Source organism: Streptomyces sp. NPDC056628, from assembly GCF_042792555.1.
Lineage (GTDB): Bacteria > Actinomycetota > Actinomycetes > Streptomycetales > Streptomycetaceae > Streptomyces.
The window spans coordinates 40,433-65,925 of the sequence record NZ_JBHTWG010000016.1 but is presented as its reverse complement, the minus strand read 5'-3'; the positions used below and the strand labels follow the sequence as shown (position 1 = coordinate 65,925).

The following is a 25,493-nucleotide window of genomic DNA, read 5'->3' as shown; positions in this document are numbered from 1 at the left end:
GACCCAGATCACCGAGGCCGACCAGCGCCTGGCGAACTCCGTCGGACAGGGCGGCCCCGACTTCGTCCAGAACGCCATCCTCGGCCCGCTCAAGGACAAGCGCGTCGCCACCCTCGACCGCATCGAGACCGCCATCGGCCGCGCGGCAGCGAAGCCCGTGGGGCTGGAGGCGTTCGCCGCCTGCACGCTCACCCGGTGACGTGACAGGCAGCCGTGGCCGCCCCGTTGGCACGCCGGCCGGGGCGGCCATGGTGACACCGGGGCGGCACGCGAATTCCTTAGACAGCCGAAAGACCAGGGCCCATAATCGGTGGACGTGGGCAAAACATATGAACGCATCGACGGCAGGCTCCGCACCTTCATCGAGGAGCAGCCGCTCTTCTTCACCGCCACCGCGCCGCTCGCGGCCGACGGCACCGTCAACCTCTCCCCCAAGGGCCTCAAGGGCTCCTTCGCCATCCTCGACGAACTGACGCTGGCCTACCTGGACTTCGCCGGCTCCAACGCCGAGACGGTCGCGCACCTGCGGGAGAACGGCCGGATCACCCTCATGTGGTGCGCGTTCCAGGGGCCGCCCAACATCGTGCGCGTGCACGGCCGCGGCGAGGCCGTCCTCCGTGACGACCCGCGCTTCGCCGGGCTCCTCGGCCACTTCCCCGCCATCGACCCGGCCCCGCACGGCCTGCGCGCCATCGTCGTCGTCCACGCCGAGCGCATCCGGGACTCCTGCGGGTACGCCGTCCCCCTGATGACGTACGACGAGGACCGGGACCTGCACGGAAAGCGCTTCTCCCGGGAGGACGACGACTCGCTCAGCGCCTACTTCGCCAAGAAGGAGTACATCGCGACCAGCCTGGACGGCCTACCCGGGCTGCCGTTGCCGCTGCCGCCCTCTAGCGTCTGAGGCATGCGCCATGCCGCCCTCGCCCTCGTGTCCGCCTCCCTCCTCGCACTCGGCACCGCGCCGGGCGGAGCGCCGGGCCCTCTGCCCGGCCGGATGGCCGACACCGGGGGCGGCACCCAGCTGATCACCGCCGTCGCTCCGCGGACCGGCTCCACCAAGGGGACGGTGACCTGGTGGGACCGCGTCGGCGGCCGCTGGGTGCGGGCGGGTTCGGCGCCCGCGCGGTTCGGGGCGAAGGGCCTGGTCGCGGGGGCACGGCGGAAGCAGGGCACGAACACGACGCCGACCGGGCTGTTCCGGCTCCCGTACGCCTTCGGCATCGAGGCCGCTCCGCCCGGGACGGCGTACAGCTACCGCCGTGTCCGTAAGAACTCCTGGTGGTGCCAGGACAACGACTCGCGCGTGTACAACCGGTGGAGCCAGCCGCTGGCGCGCGACTGCCGGACCGCCGAGTCGGAGCACCTGATCACCTACGGCTCCCGCTACGCGCACGCGCTCGTCATCGGCTTCAACTACACCCGTCCGGTGAGGGGGCGCGGCGCCGGGATCTTCCTCCACGTCAACGGCCGAGGGGCGACGGCGGGTTGTGTGTCGGTGCCGCGGCACGCGATGGAGAAGATCCTCGGGTGGGCCGATCCCGGACGCAAGCCGCACATCGCGATCGGCACCGCGTCCGGCTCCACCGCGATCACCCGGTACTGACCCGGAACCGCTGAACACACGGGCCTCCCCGCACGTATCTCTGGGCCAAGGGACCACGTCAACCCCTTGCTCCCGTCCCCGGAGGAACCGTGACCACCACGCTCGCAGGCGGCCGTGCCGCCCGCCGCCAGACGATGCGCCGCATCCGTCCGCGCCGCTCCCCGGCCGTCCCGCTGGTCGTCGCCCTGTGGGCGGGCGCGGCGGCGGTGCTGTGGCTGTGGTGGGACAACACGCCGTCCCTCGCGGACGACACCGCGAAGATCCTCGCCGCCGGACGCATCACCGGTCTTCTCGCCGGCTATCTGATGGCGCTGGTCGTCCTGCAGATGGCCCGGGTGCCCGCGCTGGAGCGGCGGGTCGGCTCGGACCGGGTCGCCCGCTGGCACGCCATGAGCGGCCGGTACACGGTCTGCCTGGTCATCGCGCACGTCTTCCTGACGATGTGGGGCTACGCCCTCCAGGGCGGCCGGACCCTGGGCGACGTCGTCCAGCAGACCATCGACTCCGTCAACACGCTGCCCGACATGGGCAAGGCGGCCATCGGCACCGGACTGCTGTTCGTCATCGCGTTCCTCTCCATCGGCGGCATCCGGCGCCGCATCCCCTACGACAGCTGGTACCACGTGCACCTGCTGACGTACGCCGCGGTGTTCCTGACGTTCTGGCACCAGATCACCACGGGCAACGAGTTCGCCGTCGAGCCCACCGCGAAGACCTTCTGGTACGGCCTGTACGGCGCGGTCACCGCGCTGGTGCTCTGGTACCGGGTCATCACCCCGATCCGCCTCAACCTGCGGCACCGGATGTACGTCGAGGCCGTCATCGAGGAGACGCCCGGCATCGTGTCGGTGCTGATCGGCGGACGCAAGCTGCACCGGATGGGCGCCGAGGCCGGGCACTTCTTCCGCTGGCGGTTCAAGGCGCCGGGCATGCGCTTCAGCTCCCACCCGTACTCGCTGTCGGCGGCGCCCCGCCCCGACATGCTGCGGATCACGGTCAAGGCGATCGGCGACCACACGTCCCGGCTGCGGGATCTGGAGCCCGGCACCAAGGTGTGGGCGGAGGGCCCCTACGGCGCCCTGACGGCCCAGCGCCGCAGCCGGGGCAAGGTGCTGCTGGTGGCCGGCGGCGTCGGCATCACGCCGATGCGGGCCCTGTTCGAGACGCTGCCGGGCGCCGCCGGCGACATCACCCTGCTCTACCGGGCCAACAGCACCCAGGACCTGGCGCTGTGGGACGAGCTCTCGGCCATCGCCGACGAGCGCGGTGCCCGGCTGATGTACGCGGTCAACAGCCCGGACGGCGAGCGTCCGGACATCTCGGCGGAGCGGCTGCGGCAGAAACTGCCGGACATCGACACGCACGACGTCTTCCTCTGCGGCCCGCCCGGGTTCGCGCAGTCCGTGTACGAGGCGCTGCGCGGCGCCGGAGTGCCCGCCCGCCGCATCCACCACGAGTCGTTCGAGATGTGAGCGACCGGACTTCGAGCCACCACCACTCCAGGAGCTGTGGAAAGCCATGAGGAAGAGCCACCCCATCCGGCGTTTCGTGCTGGCCGGTGCGGCCACCGTGTCGGGGATCGTGCTGCTGCTGTCGCTGAAGCCGGCGACCGACCCGGCGTCTGCCCAGGCGGCCGGCGGCGCGGCGCCGCCGGTCGCGGCCTCGCCGCAGGGCGGCGCCCAGGCCGCCGGGTCGGGCACGGTCACCGGTGACGCGGCGCGCACCCAGTACGGCGCGGTCCAGGTCCGGCTGACCGTGGCCAACGGCAAGATCACGAAGGCGGAGGCCGTCCAGGCCCCCAAGGGCGGCCAGAGCGACCAGATCACCGCGAACGCGGTGCCGAAGCTCAACCAGGCGGCGGTCGCGGCCCAGAGCGCCGACGTCGACGCCGTGTCCGGCGCGACCTACACCAGCGCCGGGTACAAGCAGTCCCTCCAGTCGGCGATCGACAAGGCCAACGCCGCCGCGGGCGCCGGGCGGGGCTCGGGCTCGCAGGAGTCCGGCGGGCAGGGCTCGGGCGGCGGCGCCGCCCAGGCCCGTACCGCGACCGGCGCCGTGGCACAGACGCAGTACGGGCCGGTCCAGGTCCGCGTCACCGTCAGCGGCGGGAAGATCATCAAGGCGGAGGCCGTGCAGGCGCCGAGCGGCGGGCAGAGCACCAACATCACCGCGAACGCGGTGCCGAAGCTCAACCAGGCGGCCGTGGCGGCCGGCAGCGCCGACATCGACGCCGTGTCCGGCGCGACCTACACCAGCGCCGGGTACAAGGAGTCCCTGCAGTCGGCCCTGGACCAGGCCGGTGGCTGACACGGTGGTGGAACCGACACCAGCTCCCGCCGCGGTACGTCGTGCGGAGGAGGTCATGGGGACGGTCGTCTCCTTCGACGTCCGCGGCGGGGATCCCGACACCGTCCGGTCGGCCCTGGACGTGGCGGTCGCCGGGCTGCACCGGGTCGACGAGGTGTTCAGCACGTACCGTGAGGACAGTCAGGTCTCCCGGCTGGCGCGCGGGGAGCTGACGCTCGGCGCCTGCGACCCGGAGGTGGCCGAGGTGATCGAACTCGGCGCCGAGGCGCAGCGGTTGAGCGACGGCTGGTTCAGCACGTCGTACGCGGGGAGCGTGGACCCGACCGGCATCGTCAAGGGCTGGTCGGTCGAGCGTGCGGCGCGGGCCCTCGCCGAGGTCCCCGGGGTGACCGGCGTGAGCGTGAACGGCGGCGGCGATGTGCAGCTGCTCGGTCTGCCGGGTCCCCGGCGCCCCTGGCGGGTGGGCGTGGCCGACCCGCTGCGTCCCGGCGGGCTCGCCGCGGTCATCTCCGCGGCCGGCCTGGACGAGCTGGCGGTGGCCACCTCCGGCACGGCCGAGCGCGGCGCCCATATCGTCGACCCGCGCACGGGCCGCTCGGCGGTCACGGACCTGGTGGCCGTGACGGTGACCGCCCCCCGGCTGACCTGGGCGGACTGCTGGGCGACGGCGGCCTTCGCGATGGGGTCGCGGGAGGGCCTGGCCTGGCTGGAGTCGCTGCCGGACGTGGAGGCGCTGCTGATCACCGCGGGCGACGAGGTGCGGTGCACGGGAGGGCTGGCGGCCCGCCTGGGCTGAGGGGGCTCTCGCCCCCTCGCGGCCGCTCAGTGGGCGTTCTGGGCCAGCCTCAGCAGGTGATCGGCGAGCGCCTGGCCTCCCGTGGGGTTCCGGCTGATCAGCATCAGGGTGTCGTCGCCGGCGATCGTGCCGAGGATGTCGTGCAGTTCGGCCTGGTCGATGGCCGAGGCCAGGAACTGGGCGGCCCCCGGAGGGGTGCGCAGGACCACGAGGTTCGCCGAGGCCTCCGCGGAGATCAGCAGCTCCTGCGAGAGCCGCCGCATCCGCTCCTCCTTGGCGGACTCCCCGAGCGGGGCGCGGGGCGTGCGGAAGCCGCCCTCGCTGGGCACCGCGTAGATGAGGTCGCCGTCGTTGTTGCGGATCTTGACCGCGTTCAGCTCGTCGAGGTCGCGGGAGAGCGTCGCCTGGGTGACGTTCAGCCCGTCGTCGGCGAGCAGTTTCGCCAGCTGGCTCTGCGACCGCACGGGCTGCCGGTTGAGGATGTCCACGATCCGGCGGTGACGTGCGGTGCGGGTCTGCGGCACGGCGGGCCCGGCGGCCCCGTTCGCCCCGTGGTCGTGTGCCTGGCTCATCGTCGTCTCATTCTCCGGATCCGTCCCCTGCGGCCACGTCCAGGATGCCGGGCAGGCCCTGAAGAAGCGCCTCCACTTCGTCGTCCCCCAGGTTCAGCGGCGGCATCAGCCGTACGACATCGGGGGCGGGCGCGTTCACCAGGAAACCGGCGTCCTGGGCCGCCTGCTGCACCTTGGCGGCGAGCGGCCCGGTGAGCACGATACCCAGGAGCAGCCCCGCGCCCCGGACATGGCCGACCGACGGGTGGCCGAGCGCCTCGACGCCGTCGCGCAGTTTCTCGCTCTGCCGCTTGACGTTCTCCAGCAGCCCGTCGTCCGCGATGGTGTCCAGGACGGCCAGGCCCGCGGCGCAGGCGACCGGGTTGCCGCCGAAGGTCGTGCCGTGGTGACCGGGCTGGAGCAGGTCCGCGGCCCGTCCGAAGGCGACCGTGGCGCCGAGCGGCAGTCCGCCGCCGAGCTGCTTGGCGAGGGTGACGACGTCCGGGAGGACGCCCTCGTGGGCCTGGTAGGCGAACCAGTGCCCGGTGCGGCCGATGCCGGTCTGCACCTCGTCGAGGACGAGCAGCGCACCGGTGGCGGCGGTGATCGCCCGCGCCGCCTTCAGATAGCCGGGGGGCGGGACGACGACGCCGTTCTCACCCTGGACGGGCTCGATGATCACGAGGGCCGTCTCCTCGGTGACGGCCGCGGCCAGCGCCTGCGCGTCGCCGTAGGGGACGTGGGTGACGTCGCCGGGCAGCGGCAGGAAGGGATCGCGCTTGCCGGGCTGGCCGGTCAGCGCGAGGGCGCCCATGGTGCGGCCGTGGAAGCCGCCGTCGGTGGCGACGACGTGGGTGCGTCCGGTGAGCCGGCCCAGTTTGAACGCGGCCTCGTTGGCCTCCGCGCCGGAGTTGCAGAAGAAGACCCTGCCGTCCCGGCCGAAGAGCTGGAGGAGCCGTTCGGCGAGGGCGACGGTCGGCTCGGCCATGAAGAAGTTGGAGATGTGGCCGAGGGAGGCGATCTGCCGGCTCACGGCCTCGACGATCGCCGGGTGGGCGTGGCCCAGCGCGTTGGTGGCGATGCCGCCGACGAAGTCGAGGTACTGCGTGCCCTCGGCGTCCCAGACCTTCAGGCCCTCGCCGCGCACCAGGGGGAGCCGCGGGGTGCCGTAGTTGTTCATGAGCGAGCCCTGCCACCGCTGGGCGTACTCCTGGTTGGCGGTCACTGCGCGTCCCCCTCCGGCGCGTCCGGCACGACCATCGTGCCGATTCCCTCATCGGTGAAGATCTCCAGCAGGATCGAGTGCTGGACCCGGCCGTCGATGACGCGGGCGGTGGTGACACCGTTGCGTACGGCGTGCAGGCAGCCCTCCATCTTCGGCACCATGCCCGAGCTCAGTTCGGGCAGCAGTTTCTCCAGCTGGGAGGCGGTGAGGCGGCTGATCACCTCGTCGGAGTGGGGCCAGTCCTCGTAGAGTCCCTCGACGTCCGTGAGGACCATGAGAGTCTCCGCTCCCAGCGCAGCCGCGAGTGCCGCAGCCGCCGTATCAGCATTGACGTTGTAGACATGCCCTTGGTCGCCTCCGTCCTGACTGCGGGCGATGGAGGAGACGACCGGGATGCGGCCGTCGGCGAGCAGGGCCTCGATCGCGCCCGTGTCGATCTCGGTGATCTCGCCCACCCGCCCGATGTCGATCAGTTCTCCGTCGATCTCGGGCTGGTGCCTGGTGGCGGTGATGGTGTGCGCGTCCTCGCCGGTCAGACCGACGGCGAGCGGGCCGTGCTGGTTGAGCAGGTTGACCAGCTCGCGCTGCACCTGTCCGGCGAGCACCATCCGTACGACGTCCATGGCGTCCTCGGTGGTGACGCGCAGGCCGGCCTTGAACTCGCTGACGATGCCGTGCTTGTCGAGGGCGGCGCTGATCTGCGGGCCGCCGCCGTGCACGACGACCGGCTTGAGCCCGGCGTGGTGCAGGAACACGACGTCCTGGGCGAACGCGGCCTTCAGGTCCTCGTCGATCATGGCGTTGCCGCCGAACTTGATGACGACGGTCTTGCCGTTGTGGCGGACGAGCCAGGGCAGCGCCTCGATGAGGATCTGGGCCTTGGGGAGCGCGGTGTGCTTCCGCGTCGTATTGCTCATGACGAGTAGGCGCTGTTCTCGTGGACGTAGTCCGCGGTGAGGTCGTTGGTCCAGATCGTGGCGGTCTCGGAGCCGGCCGCGAGGTCGGCGACGATGTGGACCTCGCGGTAGCGCATGTCGACCTTCTCCCGGTCCTCGCCGACGCCGCCGTTCTTGCAGACCCAGACGCCGTTGATGGCGACGTTGAGCCGGTCCGGCTCGAAGGCGGCCTTCGTGGTGCCGATCGCGGACAGCACCCGGCCCCAGTTGGGGTCCTCGCCGTGCACGGCGCACTTGAGGAGGTTGTTGCGGGCGATGGTGCGGCCCACCTCGACGGCGTCGTCCTCGGTCGCGGCGTTGATCACCTCGATCTTGATGTCCTTGCTGGCGCCCTCGGCGTCGCGGATGAGCTGCTGGCCGAGGTCGTCGCAGACCTGCCGGACCGCCTCCGCGAACTCGTCGTAGGCCGGGGTGACGCCGGACGCGCCGGAGGAGAGCAGCAGGACGGTGTCGTTGGTGGACATGCAGCCGTCGGAGTCGACCCGGTCGAAGGTGACCCGGGTGGCGGCCCGCAGGGCCTTGTCCAGCGTCGCGTCGTCGAGGTCGGCGTCCGTGGTGAGGACGACCAGCATGGTGGCGAGGCCGGGGGCGAGCATGCCGGCGCCCTTGGCCATGCCGCCGACGGTCCACCCGTCCTTCGTGACGACGGACGTCTTGTGGACGGTGTCGGTGGTCTTGATGGCGATGGCGGCCTTCTCGCCGCCGTGCTCGGAGAGCTGCCCGGCGGCGGTCCCGATGCCGGGCAGCAGCTTGTCCATGGGCAGCAGGACGCCGATCAGGCCGGTCGAGCACACGGCGATCTCGATGGCGCCCCGGCCGAGCACCTCGGCCGCCTTCTCGGCGGTGGCGTGGGTGTCCTGGAAGCCCTTGGGCCCGGTGCAGGCGTTGGCGCCGCCGGAGTTGAGGACGACGGCCGACACCTGGCCGCTCCTGAGGACCTGCTCGGACCACAGCACGGGTGCGGCCTTGACGCGGTTGGAGGTGAACACGCCCGCGGCGGCGCGGCGGGGCCCGGTGTTGACCACGAGGGCCAGGTCCGGGTTGCCGTTCTCCTTGATCCCGGCGGCGATGCCCGCCGCCGTGAATCCCTTGGCTGCCGTGACGCTCACGGTGCGACTCCGATCGTGGAAAGCCCGGTCTCCTCGTGGAACCCGAGCGCGATGTTCATGCTCTGCACGGCGCCGCCGGCCGTGCCCTTGGTCAGGTTGTCGATGGCGCTGATCGCGATGATGCGGTGCGCGGCGGGGTCGAACGCGACCTGCACCTGAACGGCGTTCGAACCGTGGACGGACGCCGTGGCGGGCCACTGCCCCTCCGGGAGGAGGTGGACGAAGGGCTCGTCCGCGAACGCCTTCTCGTACGCGGCGCGCACGACCTCGGCGCCGACGCCGTCCCGGGCCCGGGCGCTGCACGTGGCGAGGATGCCGCGGGGCATCGGCGCGAGAGTCGGCGTGAAGGAGACGGTGACCCGCTCCCCCGCTGCCGCGCTGAGGTTCTGGATCATCTCGGGGCTGTGCCGGTGGCCGCCGCCGACGCCGTACGGCGTCATGGAGCCCATGACCTCGCTGCCCAGCAGGTGCGGCTTGGGCGCCTTGCCGGCGCCGGACGTGCCGGAGGCGGCGACGATCACGGCCTCCGGTTCGGCGAGGCCGGCCTCGTAGGCGGGGAAGAGGGCCAGGGAGACGGCGGTCGGGTAGCAGCCGGGGACCGCGATACGCCGGGAGCCCTCCAGCGCGGCGCGGCCGCCGGGCAGCTCGGGCAGGCCGTACGGCCAGGTCCCGGCGTGCGGGGAGCCGTAGAACCGCTCCCAGTCGCCGGCGTCCTTCAGACGGAAGTCGGCACCCATGTCGACCACGAGCACGTCCGGGCCGAGCTGCTCGGCGACGGCGGCGGACTGCCCGTGCGGCAGGGCGAGGAAGACGACGTCGTGCCCGGCCAGCGCCTCGGGCGTGGTCGCGGCCAGCACCCGGTCGGCGAGCGGCAGCAGATGCGGCTGGAGTGCCCCGAGCCGCTGTCCCGCGTTGCTGTTGCCGGTCAGGACGCCGATCTCGACCTCGGGGTGCGCGAGGAGCAGACGCAGCAGTTCCCCGCCCGCGTATCCGCTCGCTCCGGCCACTGCCGCACGTACCGCCATGGATGCCTCCTCCTCGATGGCATGACTATACGTTTCGCCGCAGTTTTATGCAATCGCATGCACCGGCGGGCGGCTGCCAGGCGGAGGAGGGTCACGGAGTTCGCTGGAAACGTTCGAGCGGTCCGGCGGTCCAGCGGTCCGAAATGACGTACGTCGATCAGAAATTCGAACGGCAAGATAGGAGGGGAACGAAGAGCGTCGACGGGTCCCGCGGACCCGGAAGCGCCGGGAGAGAGGGAAGGGATGGGCGAGTTCTGGCCGGTGCCGGAGGTGCTGACCTATCTGGCCGGCGACTGGCGGGTCGGGCGTTCCGTGCGCGACCTCGCGAGCGGCGACGAGGGCGCCTTCACCGGTACGACGGTTTTCGGCCCGCTGGCGGGCGGCGGACTGCTGCACCACGAGTCCGGTGAGTTCGTCTGGCGCGGGGTGGCCCGGCCGGCGGAGCGCACGTTGCGGTTCCTGCCCGGTGCCGCGCCGGGCACGGCGGACGTGCGGTTCGCGGACGGCCGCCCGTTCCACGATCTCGACCTGCGCAGCGGCCGGCACATCGCCGACCACCCCTGCTCGGCGGACCTCTACCGGGGCGACTTCACGGTCCGGGACGAGAACCACTGGCGGACCGTGTGGCGGGTGCGCGGCCCCGCCAAGGACCTGGTCCTCACCACGGACTACGCGCGCGTGGTCTGAGCCGAAGTCCCCTCCAGACGCAGATTCCAGCGGCCGGCGTGCCCGATGACCGTGGTGGCCGCCAGGGGTCTGACATCGATGTTCCAGTACGTCGACGGCGGCGCCTTCAGGGCGTAGACCAGCGCGGCCCGGATCACGGACGGCTCGGCCACCGCCACGATCCGGTCGCCGTCCTCCACGGGCCGCGTGTCGAGCCAGCCGCCGACGCGGGAGATGAAGGCGATCAGCGACTCGCCGCCGTGCGGGGTGCCGCGCGGGTCGGCGAGCCAGGCGTCCACCGCGTCGGGCTCCCGGGCCATCGCCTCGCCCAGCGTGAGCCCGCGCCAGCGGCCCATGTCGCAGTCGCGCAGGGCCAGTTGGACCAGCGGGGCGTAGCCGAGGGCGTCGCCGGTGGCGCGGCTGCGCGGGGTGGGCGAGCAGTACCGCAGGTCGGCTGCCGCCAGCGGCAGCAGGTCGCGCGCGACATGTTGCACCTCGTCCCAGCCGGCCTGGTCCAGCGGCCGGTCGTCCTGGAAGCGCTCGGCGAGCAGCGCCGAGCTGCGCGCGGCGGCGACGAACGTGACCCGTAGCGACATGCGGTGATGGTGTGACGGGAAGGTGACCAGGTCAAGAGGGATCGTTCCCATATCACCGACGGTGGGCACGTCCTCACTGCGTGGTCGGGATCAGGCGGGCGGACCCTCGCAAAAAGGGCCGCGCCGCCCGGTGCGGGACCGTCTACAGGTAGAGCGCCATCCAGCGGTCCGGACGCTCCAGCGCGGCGAACCCGAGCTTCGCGTACACGCCGTGGGCGTCGTGCGTGGCGAGCAGGATGCGCCGGACCCCGTACGGGCGCAGGTGCTCGCGCACGGCCCCCACGAGGGCCGTCCCGATGCCCTTGCCGCGCACCGACGGGTCGACGTAGACGTCGCACAGCCAGGCGAAGGTGGCGTGGTCGGTGACGACCCGGGCGTACGCGGCCTGCTCCCCCGACGCCGTGTCGTACACCCCGAAGTTCAGCGACCCGTCGATGGCCGCCTCCTGCTTCTCCCGGGCCCGCCCGAGCGCCCAGTAGGCGTCGGTGGACAGCCAGCGGTGCACCCGCTCGCGGTCGAGGAGTGCGGCGTCGGTGGAGATCTCGTAGCCCTCGGCGAGGGGCGGGGTGTCGGTCATGCGCCGAGATTCGCAGGGCCCGGGAGGCTCCGTCGAGCCTTTTTCACCAGGTGGGATCGACGGCCCCCGGCGGTCACAGCACCTCGTCGCAGGCGGCCCTCAGGCGTCGTACGCCCTCCGTGATCTCCCCCGCGCCCGCCACGCCCGCGAAGCTCAACCGGATGTGCGGGGCCGGGGGTTCGGCGCTGAAGTACGGGCGGCCCGGTGTGATGGCGACTCCGGCGCGCAGGGCGGCGGTGGTCAGGCCCGCCTCGTCGGTGCCGTCCGGCAGGCGCAGCCAGAGGTGGTAGCCGCCGGAGGGGATGTGCGGGAGGGCGAGTTCGGGCAGGGACAGCCGGAGGGAGGCGGTCATGGTGTCCCGGCGTGCCTTCAGCTCGGCGGCGACGGCCCGCAGGTGCCGGGGCCAGGCGGGCGAACCGACCAGTTCCACCGCCGCCTCCTGCAGCGGCCGCGGCACGAAGAAGCTGTCGACGACCTGGATCGCGCGCAGCCGCTCCAGGACCGGGCCCCGGGCGGCGAGCGCGCTCACCCGGAAGCTCGGCGAGGTCGCCTTGGTCAGCGAGCAGACGTGGACGACGACGCCGTCGGGGTCGTCGGCGGCCAGCGGACGCGGGAGCGGCCCCGCGTCCGCGTGCGTCAGCCGCCGTACGAAGTCGTCCTCGACGACGAAGGCGCCGGCCTCGCGGGCGATGCGCAGCACCTCGCCGCGCCGCTCCGGTGCGAGCAGGGCGCCGGTCGGGTTCTGGAACAGCGGCTGACACACGAACACCCGGGCTCCGGTGGCCCGGAAGGCGTCCGCGAGCAGGGCGGGCCGGACGCCGTCCGCGTCGACCGGCACCGGGACCGGGCGGAGTCCGGCGGCGCGGGCGATCGCCAGCATGCCCGGGTAGGTGGGCGACTCGACGAGGACCGGGGCGCCGGGCGGCGCGAGCGCCTTCAGCGCCGTCGTCAGGGCGGACTGGCCGCCCGCGGTGATCAGCACCTCGGCGGCCGTGATGGGGCCGCCCGGGCCGCCGATGCCGCGCGCGAACCACTCGCGCAGCTCCGGCAGCCCCTCCATCGGAGGGCGTCCCCAGGCGCCGGGCCGCCGACCGGCGCGGGACAGTGCGGCGGCCATCGCGCGCTCGGGCTGCAGCGAGGGGTGCAGATAGCCGCCGTTGAACTCGATCACGCCGGCCGACGGGGCGGCCAGCGACACCAGCACCCCGGAGGCGTCCACCGACCGCGGCACGAGTTCGGTGGCGCTGTCGGCGCTGAGCGTCACCTCCTGCCAGGAGGTGTCCCCGGTGGCGGCGGCCGGTGCGGGCCGCTCGGCGCGGAAGGCGCCGGCGCCGGGCCGGGTGACGACGAGCCCTTCGGCGGTCAACTGGGCGAGGGCCCGGGACACGGTCACCGGGCTCACCCGGAAGCGCTCCACGAGGGCTCTGCTCGACGGCAGCTTTCCACCGGGAGAGTAGCGGTCCAATTCCCGACGCAGTTGATACGCCAACTCTCCCACGCTGCTACGCTCTTGCATGAGGACCGAGAATAGCGCTATCGCGCCGAGCCTGATAGCAGTCGGCAGCCACACCGACCCGGACGCCGTGGCCACCCCGGTCGTCCGCGGCACGCTCCAGGCCGGCCTCGGGGTCGCGGCCTTCTCCCTGACCTTCCCCGCCACGGCCTGGGGCCTGGAGGGGTTCGGCCCGTGGTCGCTGGTGGCCGTGCGCAGTGTGCTGGCCGCCCTGATCGCGGGCGGCTGTCTGCTGGCCCTGCGCGTGCCGCTCCCCGCACGCCGGCACTGGGCCGGGCTGGCGGTGGTCGCGGCGGGCGTGGTCCTCGGCTTCCCGCTGCTCACCACGCTCGCGCTGCGGACGTCCACCACCGCGCACGCCGCCGTGGTCGTCGGTCTGCTGCCGCTGACGACGGCCCTGTTCTCCGCCCTGCGGGTCGGCACCCGGCCGTCGCGCACCTTCTGGCTGGCGGCGCTCGCGGGCGCCGCCGCCGTGGTCGCCTTCACCGTCCAGCAGAGCGGCGGCGCCCTGACCACCGCCGACCTGTACCTGTTCGCGGCGCTGCTGGTCTGCGCGGCCGGCTACACCGAGGGCGGCCGGCTGGCCCGGGCCATGCCGGGCTGGCAGGTGATCGGCTGGGCGCTGGTGCTGTGCCTGCCGCTGGGCCTGCCGGCCGCCGCGGTGGCGCTGGCGCACGAGCCCGTGCGGTGGACCTGGCACGGCGTGAGCGGACTGCTGTGGGTCGCGGCGGGCTCGCAGTTCCTCGGGCTGGTCGTCTGGTACCGCGGCATGGCCGCCATCGGCATCCCGAAGGCCAGCCAGTTGCAGTTGGCCCAACCCCTGCTCACACTGGTGTGGTCGGTGCTCCTGCTGGGCGAGCACCTGACGGTGGCCGCCCCCCTCACGGCCGTGGCGGTGCTCGTCTGCATCGCCGTGACCCAGCGGGCGCGTGGCTGAGCGGGTGCGATCCGGCCCGCCTCCCGCTCCCGCCTGGCGCCGTAGACTCAAGGCCACGGACCGCTGCTCCCGCATCCGCTGAGGAGGCCCAACCAATGCGCGCAACCGTGGGCGACCAGCTTGTCCAGCACGGCAGGGTGGTCGGGCAACACGACAAGATAGGCGAGATCGTCGAGATCCTGGGCCAGAAGGGCAATCCTCCGTACCGCGTCCGCTTCGAGGACGGGCACGAGGGGCTGTGCTCCCCCGGACCCGACACCGAGATCCGTCACCGTCACCAGGAGATGTCCCACTGACCGTGTCCACCGGCCCGGTTCGTACCCGCCGGGCCGGTCGGACCGGTCACACCGGGGGTGGCACGGGCTGCCCGTAGTGGTCCGCGACCACGCGGTCGACAGCCCCGATCCGGTCCGCCGCCACGTCCTTGGCGGCGAAGAAGACATGGCCGCGCACCTGTGCGTGCTTCTTGGCGAGGGTCAGATGGCGTGACAGCTCCGCCGGATCCTGCCAGGCGGCGGGCTGCGCCGGGTCGCCCGCCTTGTACAGCGCCTCCCCGAGGTAGAGCCGCGTCCTGCTCCCCTTCGCCACCGCGGCCCACCACGGCACCAGCTCGGCGTAGTCGGCGGCGGCCAGCCCGATGTTCCAGTACAGCTGCGGGCAGATGTAGTCGATCCAGCCCTTGCGCACCCAGGTGCGGGTGTCCGCGTGCAGGTCGTCGTACGTCTGCACACCGGCGCGGGTGTCGGAGCCGCGGGAGTCGGTGGCGGCGTTGCGCCACACCCCGAACGGACTCACGCCGAACTGGGTGGTGGGCCTGGTCCGTTTGACGGCGGCGGCCATCTCCCGGATCAGCCGGTTGATGTTGTCCCGCCGCCACGCCGCCCGGACCGGGAAGGCGCTGCCGTGGGTGTCGTAGGCGTCGTCGTCGTCGAAGGACTGCCCGGCGACCGGGTACGGGTAGAAGTAGTCGTCGAAGTGGACCGCGTCGACCGCGTACCGCTCGACGGCGTCGAGCATGGCCCGCTGCACGAAGGCCCGGACCTCCGGCAGCCCCGGGTTGTAGTAGAGCCGGCCGCCGTACGGCACCACCCAGTCGGGGTGCCGCCGGGCGGGGTGGGAGGCGACGAGCCGGCCGACGTCGCCGTGGTTGGCGACGCGGTACGGGTTGAACCAGGCGTGCAGCTGCAGTCCGCGCTTGTGGGCCTCGGTGACGGCCGTGCCCAGCGGGTCCCAGCCGGGGTCCCGGCCCTGGGTGCCGGTGAGGACCTGTGACCAGGGCTCGTGCGGCGACGGCCAGAGGGCGTCCGCGGTGGGGCGCACCTGGAAGATCACCGTGTTGAGGCGGCGCTTCACCGCCGTGTCCAGGTGGGCGAGGAGTTCGGTGCGCTGCTGCCGTGCGCTCAGGCCCTGCCGGGAGGGCCAGTCGCGGTTCGCCACGGTCGCCAGCCACATCCCGCGCATCTCCCGGGTCGCGTGGCGTCGGTCACGGTCGGTCCCGCCCGCCACGGCGGTCCCCGCCGTCAGGGCACCGCCCGGCGCCACGAGTGCCGACAGGGCGGTGACGGTGAACGCCCGTCGTGACAGCGGTGACTTCCGGTGCAGCATCGTCTTCGTACCTCCCGTGGTGACGCGGTCAAGGACCCCCGTTCCATGACAGATCCGGATGAACCGGATCGGTCCGGCGTCAGCCTTTCATGAGGCACCCGAACGATCGATCAAGCTGCGCCGAAGGTAACGTGCCCTTTTGGAGCAGGCGCCGAACAACGGCGGACCTGCCGCAGTCGTGGATCAGCGAAGGGGACGATGTGACCGGCATCTCCGGAGATATTGCACGCGTCGGTGTCGTGGGCTGCGGCCAGATGGGGGCGGGCATCGCCGAGGTCTGCGCCCGCTCCGGGCTGGACGTGAAGGTCGCCGAGACCACCGGCGAGGCCCTGGAGATCGGCCGCACCCGGCTGCTCAACTCCCTGGCCAAGGCCGCCGAGCGCGGCAAGATCAGCGAGGAGGAGCGGGACGCGACCGTGGCGCGGCTGTCCTTCACCACCGACCTCGGCGAGTTCGCCGACCGCGACCTGGTGATCGAGGCCGTCGTCGAGAACGAGCAGGTGAAGACGGAGATCTTCCAGGTGCTCGACCAGGTCGTGACCCGGCCGGACGCGATCCTCGCCTCCAACACCTCCTCGATCCCCCTGGTGAGGCTCGCCGTCGCCACCTCGCGTCCGGACCGGGTCATCGGCGTCCACTTCTTCAACCCGGCGCCGGTGCAGAAGCTGGTCGAGCTGATCCCCGCGCTCACCACCTCCGAGGACACGATCGCCCGCGCCCAGAACTTCGCCGAGAAGCTGCTCGGCAAGCACGCCATCCGCGCCCAGGACCGCTCGGGCTTCGTCGTGAACGCCCTCCTCATCCCGTACCTGCTCTCCGCGATCCGGATGTTCGAGACGGGCATCGCCAGCCGTGAGGACATCGACAACGGCATGGAGATGGGCTGCGCCCACCCGATGGGCCCGCTGAAGCTGTCCGACCTGATCGGCCTGGACACCGTCGCGTCCGTGGCGCAGAGCATGTACGACGAGTACAAGGAGCCGCTGTACGCCGCTCCCCCGCTGCTGCAGCGGATGGTCGACGCGGGCCGGCTCGGCCGGAAGACCGGCTCGGGCTTCTACGCCTACAACTGACGATCTCCACGCCTACGGCTGATTACCGACCGTCAGATTCCGGCCAGACACGCGGGCCCGGCACCGGGAAAGGTGCCGGGCCCGCGCGTTTCGCACCCGGTGTGCGCGCCGGGCCCGCATATGCCGTTCGCACACGCTCCCCACGCGCCCACCAGGCGAGTTCACTTTGCTGCGCATGCCAGGGATGGAAGACGACTGCGGAAAGGAGCGGACACGTGACCGCCGATCCCGAGCATCCCGCCGTTCAGGGGGAACTCGCAGAGTTACGACGCCGGCTCGACGTCGCCTACGCCCGCGTGGAGGGCGGGCTGACTCTGCTGACGCACCGCACCGAGGAGAGCGCCAAGGAGCTGGACGAGCTCGACTCCCGGATCACGACGCTGGAACACGCGCGCTGGCCGCTGCCCGCGGTCGCCGCCCTCGTCGCCGTGGGCGCTCTGGTCGTGGCGATCTGGCAGGCCCTCGGGCACTAGGTCGTGTCCGTGAAGTCGCACCGGACGCCGGACGGCGGGTGGGACTTTGCGGACTCCCCTACGGCCGCCTCTCAGGTGGCACGCCAGTGCGGGCCCGCGCGCCGGCCCAGGACGTCCTGCCCCAGCCGGAGATGGTGCAGGAGCAGTAACGCGGCCGCCATGTTGGCGGCCGGGACCTCCCCTCGGGCGACCATGTCGGGAACGAGCTTGAGGGGGACCCACTCCCGGCGGTCCGACTCGAAGTCGTCCACCGGATGCCCGACGTACTCTCCCTCCTCGGCCCAGTAGATGTGGTGCCGGGCGTCGGTGAGCCCGTTGGAGGGCTCCACGCTCATCAGGTGGTGCAGAGGTCCCGGCCGCCAGCCCGTCTCCTCCTCCAGCTCCCGGGCGGCCGCGCCGGCGATGTCCTCACCGTCCTCGACGACGCCCGCCGCGAGCTCCCACCCCCAGCTGTCGGTGATGAAGCGGTGGCGCCACAGCAGGAGGACCTCGTTGGCCTCATTGACCACGGTGGCCACGGCGACCGGCCGCAGCCGTATCAGGAAGTGGTCCAGGTGCCGGCCGTCGGGCAGCTCCACGTCTGCCAGGTTGACGGTGAACCAGCGGTTTTCATACACAGTTTGTTCGTTCTGTTTCGTCCACTGCACGGTTCTGCCACCTTCCGTCGAGTAAGTGGCAATATCGCAGCAGCGACTCAGAGTTGTCGGAGAGCGGGCGGAGGTCTAGAGCGGTACGCGCAGTGCCCCGTCGATGAGTGCCGCGGCCTCGGAGGTCCCCGCGCAGCCGCTGCGCACCAGGTGTTCGCGCACCGCCCGGAGTCTGTCGCGCAGCCGCTGGGACTCCATTCCGCGCGCCTGTTCGGCCATCTGCACGGCGATGGCCACGGCGTTGTCCGCGTTGCCCTGGCGCAGTTCGATCGTGCTGAGCATGGCCAGCCGGTGCACCCGGCCCCGGTCGTGCGCGGGGTTGTCCACGGCCGCCGCGGCGTGCTCGCGCGCGGCCGCGACCTCCCCGAGACTCAGCAGCGCCTCCGCCACCTGGACGTTGACGAGCCCGGGCTGGACATAGCCCGTCTCGTCGGGTTCGTAGCCGCGCCGGATGCGTTCGGCGGCCTGCTCGGCACGCCGGATACAGGACAGGGCGCTCGTACCGTCCCCGAGGTGGGCGTACGCCTTCGCCTGCATCGCGTACAGATCGGAGGCGAGTGCCGGGGTGATGTGCTTGCCGGCGGCCCGCAGCGCGGCCTCGGCGAAGGCGACCGCCTGCCGGAACTCCCGCATGAACACTGCCTGGTTGACGAGCAGCGCGATCACATAGGCGCCGAGTCCCCGGTCCCCGCTGGCCTTCGCCAGCCGCAGCGCCTGATGGAAGTAGCGCTGCGCCAGACCGTGGGCGTCCGAGTCGTACGCGCAGATCCCGGCGATGGCCACCAACCCGCCGGTCGCGCGGTGCAGCTGACGGCCCGTCGCGTCGGTGTAGCTGCCCCGCAGCAGCGGGGCGGCCTCCGCGTTGAGGAAGCCGACGATCCTGGTGCGCGTCGCCATGCCGCCCGCCTTGCGGTACATCTGCTCGTAGTGGGCGCGCGCGGACCGCAGCATCTCGATGTCCGCGGCGGTGACCCGGTGCCGGCCGCCGCGCGAGACGTCGACGTCCTCGGGCGGGTTCTCCCACTCCCACACCGGCATGACGGCGGGCGTGCCGGTGACCGCGGGGGCGCCCAGGAGGTGCGGGCGCTGCTGCTCGTCGGAGCGCCACAGGGCGGTGGCCCGTTCGACGAAGCCGGACAGCGAGGTGGTGTGCGCGGCCGACTGCTCACCCGGCACGCCGAGCCCGATGTCGTCGAGGGTGACCGTGCGGTGCAGCCGTCCGGCCAGCACCTCGCAGATCAGGTCCGGCACCTGCCCGCGCGGCCGCTGCCCCTTCAACCACCGGGCGACGGCGGTGTGTTCGTATCTCAGGGCGAGCCCGCGCGCCCGCCCCGCCTGGTTCACGTGTGCGGCCAGGCCCGCGTGCGAGATCCCCGCCTCGTCGAGGATCGCGTCGAGCAGAGTGTTGGGCTGCATGGATGCCCCCCGGGTGGCTCGGTGCCGACAGACTAGTGCGAACCGGTTCACACGGGGTGTGAACGGAGTGCGCGAATCCGTAGGGTGCGCGCGCTGTCGCGGAGCGTTTCCTGCCGGTTGACTGAAATGCCTCGCAAGAGGCCGGCCGGGCCGCCGGCTCCCCCTCATACAGTGCGGCGGCCCGCTTCCGCGCCGTCCGCCCGGCTGCCTGCCCGACACTCCGTGGCGGGGCGGACGGCGCCGCCGACGGCGGGCGGGTCAGGTGGCGGCCGGGCGCGTGCCGGGGGCGGAGCCGCCCGTGTCGTAGGCCCGTGCCCCGAGGGGACCGCAGGTCACGCGTGCCCGGTCGTTGCGCAGGACGACGAGGGCCACGTCGTCCGCCGGGCGGCCTCGCGTGTGCCGCAGGAGTGCGGAGAAGAGGAGGCGCAGGGTGGTCTCGGGAGCGGCCGGGAGGCGGCCCGCCAGACCGGCCAGGGTCGCGTGGAGCGGAAAGAACCGGCCGGCGGCGTCCCGGGCGTCCTCGACACCGTCCGTGTGCAGGACGAGCACGTCGCCCGGCAGGAACGCACCGCACCGCTCGGGCGCCAGGTCGCCCGGGAGCGGGAACGGGCCCACGGGAGGGAGCGGGTCGGCCCGCGCCAGAGGCTCCACGCGCCCGTCGCACAGCAGAAAGGGCCAGGGGTGCCCGCAGTTGAGGGCGGTGAGCTCGCCGTCCGGGCGGATCTCCAGGAGCAGCGCGGTGACGAAGTCCTCCACGGGCTCGTCGTGAGCCCGCTCGCCCAGGTGCCGGGCCAGGGCCCGGTCGAGTCTGCGCAGCACCCCGCCGAGGTCGGGCTCGTCGTGAGCGGCCTCGCGGAAGCTGCCGAGGACCGCCGCCACCGTGCCCAGGGCGCCGATGCCGTGACCGCGGACGTCCCCGATGAGCACGCGTACGCCGTGCTCGGTGGCGGCGACCTCGTACAGGTCGCCGCCGACCCGGGCGCCCCGGTCGGCGGACAGTTGGGCGGCGGCGACCTGCACCCCGGCGACCCGGGCGGGCGGCGGCCGCAGCAGCACGCTCTGTGCGGCGCCGGCGACCGTCCGGGCCCGGCACAGCTCCCGCAGCAGGGTGCGCCGGGTGTGCAGGAGGAGGCCGGCGCCCACGGCGAGGAGGAGGGCGCCGGAGACGACGCGGGCGCACAGGCCCTCGCGCTGTGCGAGCGGACGGGTCAGTTCGTAGGCGAGCACCGTGGCGCCCCAGGCCGCGGGCAGCCCGATGGCCGGCGCCGTGCGGGGAAGCCGAGCCTTGATGCGGAACATGCCGATGGCCCCCCAGGAAAAAGTCCTGACGACGCAGAATCGGACCGGCCTCGAAAGACCGGTCCGATTCTGTCGGCAGATGCCCCGGTACGACAAGATCGCCCAAGGAAGTCACCCCATCGGGTGAGGTGACCCCTTGGCGCCCACCTGCGACGCAAGAGAGCCGCCCAGGGGGTCAGCCCCGCAGCACCGCTCCGGTCCGCTCGCCCGCGAGGGCCACCGCGGCGTCCCGCGCGGCCGACGCCTCGTCGACCGTCAGCGTCCGGTCCCGCGCGCGGAACCGCAGGGCGTACGCCAGCGACTTCTTGCCTGCGCCGAGCTGCTCCTCGTTCTCGTACACGTCGAACAGCCGGATGTCCTCCAGCAGTTCACCCGCTCCTTCGCGCAGCGCGGCCTCGACCTCGGCGGCCGGGACCGTCTTGTCGACGACGAGGGCGACGTCCTGCGTGGCGACGGGGAACGTCGAGATGCTCGGCGCCTGCGGCGTGTTGTCGCCGACCTGCTCCAGCGCGTCCAGGTTCAGCTCCATCGCGCAGGTGCGCGCGGGCAGACCCAGTGCCTTCAGGACCCGCGGGTGCAGCTCACCGGCGTGACCGATGACCCGCTCCGCCCCGTCCACGGTGATCGCCAGGACGGCGCAGCGGCCCGGGTGCCACGGCCCGTACTGTCCGGCGCGGACCGTCAGCGCGGCGCGCACCTCACGGGCGACGAGCCGCGCGGCCTCGACGGCGTCGGCCCACACGGCGGGACGCCCGGCGCCCCACCAGCCGGCCTGCTCCCGGGCTCCGGCGAGGACGGCGGCCACGTGCCGTGGCTGCTCGGGCAGCACGGCGTCCAGCGCGGCCAGTTCCTCGTCGGTCGGGCGCCGGTCCACGGGCAGATGCGCGGCGACGGCCTGCCCGTCGCGCGGATGGAAGACCAGGCCGGTCTCGAACAGCGCGAGGTCGTGCATGCCGCGTCCGTCGTTGCGCCGCAGCGCGGCGAGCAGACCCGGCAGCAGCGACGTGCGCAGCGCGGGCTCCTCGTCGTTGAGCGGGTTGACCAGCTTGACGGCACGGCGGTCCGGGTCGTCGGCGGCCAGGCCGAACAGGTCGAAGACCTGCTCGCTGACGAACGGGTAGTTCGGTGTCTCGACGTAGCCGGCGCCGGCCAGCGCGCGGCCGACCCGGCGGTGCAGCCGCTGGCGGGCCGTCAGACCGCGGCCGGACGGCGGCTTCGGCAGCGTGGAGGGCAGGTTCTCGTAGCCCTCCAGCCGGATGACCTCCTCGGCGAGGTCGTTCGGCTCCAGCAGGTCCGGCCGCCAGGACGGCACGGTGACGAGCAGCTCGTCCTGCCCGTACACGTCGCAGCCGATCTGCTGCAGCCGGCGCACGACGGTCTCCCGGCCGTACTCGACGCCCGCGACCTTGTCGGGGTGGTCGGCGGGCATCGTGATGGTGTGCGGCGCCGACGGCGTGACGATCTCGGTGACGCCGGCCTCGGCGGTGCCGCCCGCGAGCAGCACCAGCAGGTCGACGGTGCGCTGCGCGGCCGCCGCGGCGGCGGCCGGGTCGACGCCGCGCTCGAAGCGGCGGGACGCCTCGGAGGACAGCTTGTGCCGGCGGGCCGTCCGCGCGATCGACACCTGGTCGAAGTGGGCGGCCTCGATCACGACGTCCGAGGTGGCGTTCTCGACGTCCTCGTGGTCGGCGATCTCGGTGTTGGCGCCGCCCATCACGCCGGCGAGGCCGATGGGGCCGCGCTCGTCGGTGATGACCAGGTCCTCGGAGTGCAGCGTGCGCTCCACGCCGTCGAGGGTGACGAGCGTCTCGCCCTCCTCGGCCCGGCGCACGCCGATGGTGCCCCGGACACGGCTGCGGTCGTAGGCGTGCAGCGGCTGGCCGAGTTCCATCATCACGTAGTTGGTGATGTCGACGGCGAGCGAGATCGGGCGCATGCCGACCTTCTGCAGCCGGCGCTGGAGCCAGATCGGCGAGCGCGCCTCGGGGCTCAGACCGCTCACGGTGCGGGCGGTGAAGCGGTCGCAGCCGAGCGGGTCCGAGACCTGCACCGGGTAGCCGAAGGCGTTCGGGCCGGGCACGTCGAGCAGTGCCGGGTCGCGCAGCGGCAGGCCGTAGGCGATGGCGGTCTCGCGGGCGACGCCGCGGATGGACAGGCAGTCGCCGCGGTTGGCGGTGACGGCGATGTCCAGGACCTCGTCGACCAGTTCGAGCAGCTCGATGGCATCCTTGCCGACCTCGGTCTCCGGGGGCAGCACGATGATGCCCTTGGAGCCGTCGTCGCCCATGCCCAGCTCGTCGCTGGAGCAGATCATGCCGTGCGAGACCTTGCCGTAGGTCTCACGGGCGCTGATGGAGAAACCGCCGGGCAGCGTGGCGCCGGGCAGGACCACGACGACCTTGTCGCCGACGGCGAAGTTCCGGGCGCCGCAGACGATCTCCTGGGGCTCACCGGTGCCGTTGGCCTGGCCGACGTCGACGGTGCAGAAGCGGATCGGCTTCTTGAAGCCCTCCAGCTCCTCGATGGTCAGCACCTGGCCGACGACCAGCGGGCCCTTGAGGTCGGCGCCGAGCTGTTCGACGGTCTCGACCTCCAGGCCGGCCGAAATGAGCTTGGCCTGCACGTCGCGGCCGGTCTCGGTGGCCGGCAGGTCGACGTACTCCCGCAGCCAAGAAAGCGGGACCCGCATCAGATCTCCATCCCGAACGGTCGGGTGAACCGGACGTCACCCTCGACGATGTCTCGCATGTCCTCGACGTTGTGGCGGAACATCAGCATCCGCTCGATGCCGAACCCGAAGGCGAAGCCGCTGTACCTCTCCGGGTCGACGCCGCAGGCGATGAGCACCCGCGGGTTGACCATGCCGCAGCCGCCGAGCTCGATCCAGCCCTCGGAGGAACAGGTACGGCAGGGCCGGTCGGGGTTGCCCACGGACGCGCCCTTGCAGACGTAGCAGAGCATGTCCATCTCGGCGCTCGGCTCGGTGAAGGGGAAGAAGTTCGGCCGCAGCCGGGTCTTCATGCCCTCGCCGAACAGCGACTGGACCATGTGGTCCAGGGTGCCCTTGAGGTCCGACATCGTCAGGCCCTCGTCCACGGCGAGCAGCTCGACCTGGTGGAAGACCGGGGTGTGCGTGGCGTCCAGCTCGTCGGTGCGGTACACGCGGCCGGGGCAGATCACGTACACCGGCGGCTCGCGGTCGAGCAGGGAGCGGATCTGCACGGGCGAGGTGTGGGTGCGCAGCACCATGCCGGAGTCCGCGCCGCCGTCGGGGCCCTGCACGAAGAACGTGTCGGCCTCGCCGCGGGCCGGGTGGTCCGGGCCGATGTTCAGGGCGTCGAAGTTGAACCACTCCGCCTCGACCTCCGGGCCCTCGGCGACCTCGTAGCCCATGGCCACGAAGATGTCCTCGATGCGCTCCGACAGGGTGGTGAGCGGGTGGCGGGCGCCGGGCGGCACGCGGTCGAAAGGCAGCGTGACGTCCACGGCCTCCTCGACCAGCACGCGCTGGTCGCGCTCGGCCTCCAGCTCGGCCTGGCGGGTGGCGAGGGCCTTGTTCACGGCGCCGCGGGCTTGGCCCACGCGCTTGCCGGCGTCGGCCTTGGCGTGCGGGGGCAGGGCGCCGATCTCGCGGTTGGCGAGGGCCAGCGGGGAGGCGCCGCCGGCGTGGGCGGTCTTGGCCTCCTGGAGCGCGTCGAGGGAGTCCGCGGCGGCGAAGGCGGCGAGCGCCTCGTCCCGCATGCGCTCGATCTCTTCTGGTTTCAGTGCCTCGACCTCGACAGGGTCGTACGACTTGTTCGGTGCCGACATCTCTTCCCGTGCTTCCGGTTGGCTGGCGGATGGCCCCGTTCCGACTCGCGGACATCTCGTCTCGGTCATGGGGACACAAAGGTGCCAAAGGCCGAGTCTAACGGGGTTGAGGTGAGCGAATGCGCCCGTGGGCCCGGTCCGGCTCTCAGGTGAGATATGCCGGTGCCGCCACGGGCAACGTAAATCGGAACCGCGCGCCGCCCCCAGGGGCGCGCCCGACCGTGATGGTGCCGCCGTGGGCCTCGACGATGCCCTTGACGATGTAGAGCCCGAGGCCGGTGCCGCCGCGCTTGCTGCCCCGCCAGAAGCGGGTGAAGACGCGGTTCATGGACTCCTCCGGGATGCCGGGGCCTTCGTCGCTCACGGTGACCGACGTGCCGGTGTCCTCTCCCTCGCGGGGGGACGGCGAGGCCGTGACGTCAATGGTGACCGTTCCGTCGCCGTGCCGCACGGCATTTTCGATGAGGTTGCTGAGCACCTGGTCGATCTTGTCGGGGTCGGCCCACAGCGCGGGCAGCGGCTGCTCGACGCGCAGCAGGAACCGGTCGGCGGGTTGCCCGGCGGCGACGTACGCCTGGATGTGCCGTCCGACGGCCGCGCCGATGTCGACGGGCTGGCGGCGCACCTCGAGGCGGCCGCTGTCGATCCGGGAGATGTCGAGCAGTTCGGCGATGAGCCGGGTGACCCGGTCGGCGTCGGCGTCGACGGTCTCCAGCATCAGCCGCTTCTGGTCGTCGGTGAAGCGTTCCCACTTGGCGAGCAGGGTCGCGGTGAAGCCCTTGACGGAGGTGAGCGGCGAGCGCAACTCGTGCGCCACGGTCGCGATCAGCTCGGCGTGGCTGCGCTCGGTGCGGCGGCGGGCCTCGGTGTCGCGCAGCGAGACGACGACCCGGCGGACGGGGCCGGCCGGCTCGGCGCGGACGTAACGGACCGCGACCAGCACCTCGCGGCCGCCGGGCAGCAGCAGGTTGCGCTCGGGCTGCCTGCTGCGGATGGCGAGGCCGCCGTAGGGGTCGGTCAGCTGCCACCAGCGCCGGCCCTCCAGGTCCTCCAGCGGCAGCGCCGTCTCCAGGCGCTCTCCGAGGGCGGTGGCGGCCGGGACGGCGGTGATGCGTTCGGCGGCGGCGTTGAAGCAGATCACGTGCCCGTGCTCGTCGGCGACGACGAGGCCGTCGGGCAGGTCGTCGGGGTCGACGCCGAGCCCGGCGGTGGCTTCGGCAGGCGGCCGCACCTGTGGTGTCCCCGGTGCGCTGCTCGTGCCGACACTCATCCCCGTACCCCACCTCTCACGACGGCTGAGGGGCCC

Annotated in this window: 25 protein-coding genes and 1 pseudogene; 11 read left to right on the top strand and 15 right to left on the bottom strand. The window is 72.6% G+C overall.

Going from position 1 to position 25,493, the window contains the following annotated elements:
- From ACFRAC_RS20520 to ACFRAC_RS20495, 6 genes and pseudogenes are all read left to right on the top strand, one after another.
- Positions 1-199, top strand: a pseudogene (locus ACFRAC_RS20520) (hypothetical protein); the annotation flags it as partial.
- A 117-nt stretch (positions 200-316) separates the two neighbouring features.
- Positions 317-904, top strand: a complete 588-nt coding sequence (locus tag ACFRAC_RS20515) for a pyridoxamine 5'-phosphate oxidase family protein (protein ID WP_382925513.1) — start codon at positions 317-319, stop codon at positions 902-904.
- A gap of 3 nt (positions 905-907) precedes the next feature.
- Positions 908-1,606, top strand: a complete 699-nt coding sequence (locus ACFRAC_RS20510; protein ID WP_382925512.1) for a L,D-transpeptidase — start codon at positions 908-910, stop codon at positions 1,604-1,606.
- Between the two features lie 89 nt (positions 1,607-1,695).
- A complete protein-coding gene (locus ACFRAC_RS20505) occupies positions 1,696-3,078 on the top strand; it encodes a ferric reductase-like transmembrane domain-containing protein (RefSeq protein WP_382925509.1) in 1,383 nt (460 codons plus the stop codon).
- Between the two features lie 46 nt (positions 3,079-3,124).
- Positions 3,125-3,913, top strand: a complete 789-nt coding sequence (locus ACFRAC_RS20500; protein ID WP_382925507.1) for an FMN-binding protein — start codon at positions 3,125-3,127, stop codon at positions 3,911-3,913.
- A gap of 55 nt (positions 3,914-3,968) precedes the next feature.
- Complete coding sequence (locus ACFRAC_RS20495; protein ID WP_382925505.1) at positions 3,969-4,709, top strand: FAD:protein FMN transferase; 741 nt, start codon at positions 3,969-3,971, stop codon at positions 4,707-4,709.
- A gap of 26 nt (positions 4,710-4,735) precedes the next feature.
- On the opposite strand, the gene ACFRAC_RS20490 is transcribed toward ACFRAC_RS20495, so the two are convergent.
- The 5 genes from ACFRAC_RS20490 to argC are packed head-to-tail and all read right to left on the bottom strand — an operon-like array spanning position 4,736 to position 9,575.
- Positions 4,736-5,281: an arginine repressor gene (locus ACFRAC_RS20490; protein ID WP_382925504.1), complete on the bottom strand. Its 546-nt coding sequence runs from the start codon at positions 5,279-5,281 to the stop codon at positions 4,736-4,738.
- Between the two features lie 7 nt (positions 5,282-5,288).
- Positions 5,289-6,485: an acetylornithine transaminase gene (locus tag ACFRAC_RS20485; protein WP_382925502.1), complete on the bottom strand. Its 1,197-nt coding sequence runs from the start codon at positions 6,483-6,485 to the stop codon at positions 5,289-5,291.
- Positions 6,482-7,402, bottom strand: coding sequence for an acetylglutamate kinase (gene argB / locus ACFRAC_RS20480; RefSeq protein ID WP_382925500.1), 921 nt, complete (start codon positions 7,400-7,402; stop codon positions 6,482-6,484). Before argB ends, ACFRAC_RS20485 begins: the two co-directional genes overlap by 4 nt.
- On the bottom strand, positions 7,399-8,550 hold the full coding sequence (gene argJ / locus ACFRAC_RS20475; RefSeq protein ID WP_382925498.1) for a bifunctional glutamate N-acetyltransferase/amino-acid acetyltransferase ArgJ: 1,152 nt from the start codon (positions 8,548-8,550) through the stop codon (positions 7,399-7,401). Before argJ ends, argB begins: the two co-directional genes overlap by 4 nt.
- Positions 8,547-9,575: an N-acetyl-gamma-glutamyl-phosphate reductase gene (gene argC / locus ACFRAC_RS20470; protein WP_382925496.1), complete on the bottom strand. Its 1,029-nt coding sequence runs from the start codon at positions 9,573-9,575 to the stop codon at positions 8,547-8,549. Before argC ends, argJ begins: the two co-directional genes overlap by 4 nt.
- A gap of 243 nt (positions 9,576-9,818) precedes the next feature.
- Between argC and ACFRAC_RS20465 the strand changes: the two genes are divergently transcribed.
- The gene (locus ACFRAC_RS20465; protein WP_382925494.1) at positions 9,819-10,262 is read left to right on the top strand and encodes a DUF6314 family protein; all 444 of its coding nucleotides are present in this window, start codon (positions 9,819-9,821) and stop codon (positions 10,260-10,262) included.
- Here ACFRAC_RS20465 and ACFRAC_RS20460 read toward each other — a convergent pair.
- The 3 genes from ACFRAC_RS20460 to ACFRAC_RS20450 form a co-directional block, all read right to left on the bottom strand.
- Positions 10,244-10,837: a histidine phosphatase family protein gene (locus ACFRAC_RS20460; protein ID WP_361340110.1), complete on the bottom strand. Its 594-nt coding sequence runs from the start codon at positions 10,835-10,837 to the stop codon at positions 10,244-10,246. The two genes, ACFRAC_RS20465 and ACFRAC_RS20460, sit on opposite strands and share 19 nt — an antisense overlap.
- A 142-nt stretch (positions 10,838-10,979) precedes the next feature.
- Complete coding sequence (locus ACFRAC_RS20455; RefSeq protein WP_382925493.1) at positions 10,980-11,414, bottom strand: GNAT family N-acetyltransferase; 435 nt, start codon at positions 11,412-11,414, stop codon at positions 10,980-10,982.
- Positions 11,415-11,487: 73 nt separating this feature from the next.
- The gene (locus ACFRAC_RS20450; RefSeq protein ID WP_382925633.1) at positions 11,488-13,143 is read right to left on the bottom strand and encodes a PLP-dependent aminotransferase family protein; all 1,656 of its coding nucleotides are present in this window, start codon (positions 13,141-13,143) and stop codon (positions 11,488-11,490) included.
- Here ACFRAC_RS20450 and ACFRAC_RS20445 point away from each other — a divergent pair.
- Both ACFRAC_RS20445 and ACFRAC_RS20440 read left to right on the top strand, forming a co-directional pair.
- The gene (locus ACFRAC_RS20445) at positions 13,058-13,864 is read left to right on the top strand and encodes a DMT family transporter (protein WP_382925631.1); all 807 of its coding nucleotides are present in this window, start codon (positions 13,058-13,060) and stop codon (positions 13,862-13,864) included. The genes ACFRAC_RS20450 and ACFRAC_RS20445 overlap by 86 nt on opposite strands.
- 95 nt (positions 13,865-13,959) lie before the next feature.
- Positions 13,960-14,160, top strand: a complete 201-nt coding sequence (locus ACFRAC_RS20440) for a DUF1918 domain-containing protein (protein WP_361340100.1) — start codon at positions 13,960-13,962, stop codon at positions 14,158-14,160.
- 46 nt (positions 14,161-14,206) lie between these two features.
- On the opposite strand, the gene ACFRAC_RS20435 is transcribed toward ACFRAC_RS20440, so the two are convergent.
- Positions 14,207-15,469: a glycoside hydrolase family 10 protein gene (locus ACFRAC_RS20435; RefSeq protein ID WP_382925491.1), complete on the bottom strand. Its 1,263-nt coding sequence runs from the start codon at positions 15,467-15,469 to the stop codon at positions 14,207-14,209.
- A gap of 200 nt (positions 15,470-15,669) precedes the next feature.
- Here ACFRAC_RS20435 and ACFRAC_RS20430 point away from each other — a divergent pair, with 200 nt between their 5' ends.
- Both ACFRAC_RS20430 and ACFRAC_RS20425 read left to right on the top strand, forming a co-directional pair.
- The gene (locus tag ACFRAC_RS20430; RefSeq protein WP_382925489.1) at positions 15,670-16,542 is read left to right on the top strand and encodes a 3-hydroxybutyryl-CoA dehydrogenase; all 873 of its coding nucleotides are present in this window, start codon (positions 15,670-15,672) and stop codon (positions 16,540-16,542) included.
- A gap of 215 nt (positions 16,543-16,757) precedes the next feature.
- Positions 16,758-17,015 (top strand): hypothetical protein, encoded by a 258-nt coding sequence (locus ACFRAC_RS20425; protein WP_382925487.1) that lies wholly within the window; start codon positions 16,758-16,760, stop codon positions 17,013-17,015.
- A 71-nt stretch (positions 17,016-17,086) separates the two neighbouring features.
- Here ACFRAC_RS20425 and ACFRAC_RS20420 read toward each other — a convergent pair whose 3' ends face one another.
- The 6 genes from ACFRAC_RS20420 to ACFRAC_RS20395 form a co-directional block, all read right to left on the bottom strand.
- Positions 17,087-17,662: an NUDIX hydrolase gene (locus ACFRAC_RS20420; protein WP_382925486.1), complete on the bottom strand. Its 576-nt coding sequence runs from the start codon at positions 17,660-17,662 to the stop codon at positions 17,087-17,089.
- Between the two features lie 75 nt (positions 17,663-17,737).
- The gene (locus tag ACFRAC_RS20415) at positions 17,738-19,078 is read right to left on the bottom strand and encodes a transcriptional regulator (protein ID WP_382925485.1); all 1,341 of its coding nucleotides are present in this window, start codon (positions 19,076-19,078) and stop codon (positions 17,738-17,740) included.
- 258 nt (positions 19,079-19,336) lie between these two features.
- Positions 19,337-20,377 carry a PP2C family protein-serine/threonine phosphatase gene (locus ACFRAC_RS20410; RefSeq protein ID WP_382925483.1) on the bottom strand — a complete coding sequence of 347 codons (1,041 nt, stop codon included), beginning with the start codon at positions 20,375-20,377 and terminating at the stop codon, positions 19,337-19,339.
- A gap of 175 nt (positions 20,378-20,552) precedes the next feature.
- Positions 20,553-23,066 (bottom strand): phenylalanine--tRNA ligase subunit beta, encoded by a 2,514-nt coding sequence (gene pheT, locus ACFRAC_RS20405; protein WP_382925481.1) that lies wholly within the window; start codon positions 23,064-23,066, stop codon positions 20,553-20,555.
- A complete protein-coding gene (gene pheS, locus ACFRAC_RS20400; protein WP_382925480.1) occupies positions 23,066-24,187 on the bottom strand; it encodes a phenylalanine--tRNA ligase subunit alpha in 1,122 nt (373 codons plus the stop codon). Before pheS ends, pheT begins: the two co-directional genes overlap by 1 nt.
- Positions 24,188-24,332: 145 nt before the next feature.
- Positions 24,333-25,457 (bottom strand): ATP-binding protein, encoded by a 1,125-nt coding sequence (locus ACFRAC_RS20395; RefSeq protein WP_382925478.1) that lies wholly within the window; start codon positions 25,455-25,457, stop codon positions 24,333-24,335.
- Between the last annotated feature and the right edge of the window lie 36 nt (positions 25,458-25,493).